Below are 2,726 nucleotides of genomic sequence, written 5' to 3'. Positions count from 1 at the left end.
CCCTCGACAAGCGCACGCCAGACGCGGCATACTTCGAACAAAGTGAAACACGAAAAGCGGCATGAACATAAACCAGATGCATCTTAGCCAAGCCGCAAACCTGTCCTAAAAAGCAGGACCACTTCATCTTGCGTGCAAAGAGGAAATCCTGGCTGAGCAGCAGATCATAGTGATCGTTATAGAAGGTGACCGGCATGCCATAGTCCGAAAACATCAGAAAGGTCAGCGTGCGCGAGTCGATTTCATGCGCCGGAATCAGGTGGCGCACGATGGTCTGGAAAAAGGTCTCATCCGGGATCCAGGTCGTCTTGAAGAACCGCACCACATCCGGCCGCTTGGCGATGAAATCAAGCATCGCCTCGACAGTGCGGCGGCGCAGACAGCACCACTGGCTGCCGATCATGACCTGAATATCCGAAGGAATCTGACGTTTCAGGCCAAGGCGTTTCTGCGCCTCGAACAGCAGATAGAACATGCGCTTGTATTTGCGCTCGTTGACGAGGTGGCGATAGATCAGCCGCTCTTCCTTCCAGCCGGTCTTGATCCAGTCGCTTTCAAAGAAATCAAAGCTTTCGATATAGTCGATATCGCGCTCATCCAGGAACTTGTGCGCGTATTCCGCTGTCTTGATCGCCATGCAATCCCCCGACAGCATGTAGAAATGCGTGGCACGGGGAAAGGCGTCCACAACGCTTTGGATGGCATGAAGGGTGGCCTGCACCAGGGACCATTCACCCCAGCCGCACTTGATCCGAGTGTGGGCAAATGTCACGTTGGGATTGTCATCCAGAGCATCGCGGATCTGGCTGTAATGCTCGGGCTTGGCGCGGGCATCGAAATGGATCGACATATAGTCACCCACAGCCGTCAGACGACGCGCCTGCTGGATGATCGCCTCAGGATCCTTATGGCAGAGCAATATGTACGCTATTCTTGCCATAGGGGAAACAATCTGCCTTTTGCCACATATACTGTTTATTCATTGATAATGCTGAACAGTGATTGAATAAACCTGCGTTTTTTGCTTTTTTGTGGTGAAAGAAGGACGGGCGCGTAAAAGTGACCGCGGCAGGAGACAGAGCAGATGGGTTTTCCGGGGACCTGGATGACCGAAAGCGAGAGTGTGGTGTATCGGGTTGTTCCGAAATGCGCCTGCTCGACCATCGGTCAGATCATGTATTATTCAGATCATGGCGCGTTTTTTGACGGGGATATCCATGATGCGACGTCGGGGATGCATAAATGGGCGATCGAGGCCAGCCAGGACCCGATCACGCGCAATGTGCAAAACCACGAAAGCTATGCATTCACCTGTGTGCGCAACCCCTATACCCGCATCCTGAGCTCATTTTTTGACAAGATCTGCGGAATTCAGCGCAACGGCAAACGCTATCGCGGCAACCTCGTCCCGCTTCTGGTGCAGAAATACGGCATCGAAGTAGGTGGCGAAGACGGCAAGGATGAATTCGACCAGATCCAGTCCTTCCGCCGTTTCCTGCTGTTTGCGCGTGACACCATTCGTTGGCGCCGGCCCATGGATCCCGACATTCACTGGTCGGCCATGTCAGGACATGTGTCGACCTTCATCGTGAATGGCGGGCGCTATGACAAGATTTTCTGGACCGAAAGCTTCAATGACGGGATGGGAGACGTCCTCAAAGCGATCAAAACCAAGAAAAAGGTCGATCTGAAGAAGATCCCCCGCTTCAATGAAAGCGAAGGGCATGGACCAAAACGTGCGCATCCGGTCGAGGATTACTTCGACGACCTGTCGATGCACCTAGTCTATGAAATGTATCACCGGGATTTCGATCTGTTCAAATACGATTTTGACGATCCATCCAACAAGATGCCCATCGGTGAGATCGACCTTGACGAGGTGCACGCCAAGCTGGGCGATTAACCCTCGATGTCTTGATCCTCGGACGCGTCCGCCTGGGTCAGCAGGTAGTGCGGGTCGCGCGCCACGGGGCGCGGCGATCCCCAGGGTGGGTTCATGGCCGGTGTCAGCAGGGTGAACATATGCACGCGCTTGTCGAACCAGTTCACGACGATCTCGCGATCTTCCTGGAAAACGACCACGCAGTAATCGCCACCGGACAGCTGACAGCTGTCTCTTTTCAGAACAGAGACGGTGATTGGGTCGACCACATGCCGTTGCACCATCACCATGGTTTTGACATGCCCGCTGTTGAAATAGATGCCAGCGGCCACCAGGGCCAGGGATGCGAAAATCAACCCGCCTCCAGAAGCGTCGCGCAACGGATTATGCTTTGCCGCACGATCGCGCATCGCCATGAAAAAAAGGCGGCCCAACAGACCAAACACGGCAATCGCGCCGATGATCATCATTGCGTGCATCAGGTCGCTGTTGATCACAGCCCCGACTGCGGAAACCTCCGCCGGATCAAAATCAAATTCCAAAAATCTGCCCCGTCTACTCAATCAACCAGCACCTGAAGCCACAGTGGCACAGGATTCTGGCTGAGATTTGGCAGGTCTTTGGAAATATTGGGTTAATTCAGCCCAGCCTTATCCGCATTTCGAATGTCCGCAGCTTGCACAGGTCATGCAGCCTTCGATCATGCGCATGTCGAACTGACCACAGCTGGGGCAGGATTTGCCGCGCGCGCCATCCAGATTGACCACGGCGGCCTGAGGGTCGGATTTCAGGCCCATCCCCTCGCCTTCCAGAAACCCGGTGACGATCATGTGCTGTTCGATCA

General features: G+C 54.3%; 4 protein-coding genes. 1 reads left to right on the top strand and 3 read right to left on the bottom strand.

The genetic code is table 11. The features are described from left to right. Nucleotides 1–940 (bottom strand): beta-1,6-N-acetylglucosaminyltransferase (locus tag WAO69_RS15820; protein WP_422180877.1); only part of this gene is annotated, 940 nt, incomplete at its 3' end. 144 nt (nucleotides 941–1,084) lie between these two features. Between WAO69_RS15820 and WAO69_RS15815 the strand changes: the two genes are divergently transcribed. After that, nucleotides 1,085–1,903, top strand: a complete 819-nt coding sequence (locus WAO69_RS15815) for a sulfotransferase family protein (RefSeq protein WP_422180875.1) — start codon at nucleotides 1,085–1,087, stop codon at nucleotides 1,901–1,903. On the opposite strand, the gene WAO69_RS15810 is transcribed toward WAO69_RS15815, so the two are convergent. Next, nucleotides 1,900–2,379 carry a hypothetical protein gene (locus tag WAO69_RS15810; protein WP_422180873.1) on the bottom strand — a complete coding sequence of 160 codons (480 nt, stop codon included), beginning with the start codon at nucleotides 2,377–2,379 and terminating at the stop codon, nucleotides 1,900–1,902. The two genes, WAO69_RS15815 and WAO69_RS15810, sit on opposite strands and share 4 nt — an antisense overlap. A gap of 153 nt (nucleotides 2,380–2,532) precedes the next feature. After that, on the bottom strand, nucleotides 2,533–2,726 hold a 194-nt coding region (locus WAO69_RS15805), incomplete at its 5' end, for a hypothetical protein (RefSeq protein WP_422180871.1).

Origin of the sequence: Aestuariivita sp., assembly GCF_049276915.1 — a bacterium.
Classification (GTDB): domain Bacteria; phylum Pseudomonadota; class Alphaproteobacteria; order Rhodobacterales; family Rhodobacteraceae; genus Aestuariivita.
The sequence above is the reverse complement of the archived record's forward strand: the minus strand, read 5'-3'. Positions and strand labels throughout refer to the sequence as shown.

What these genes read in the sequence shown, in the direction of transcription:
- WAO69_RS15815 (WP_422180875.1), top strand. Translation starts at nt 1,085, where the DNA reads ATGGGTTTTCCGGGGACCTGGATGACCGAAAGCGAGAGTGTGGTGTAT.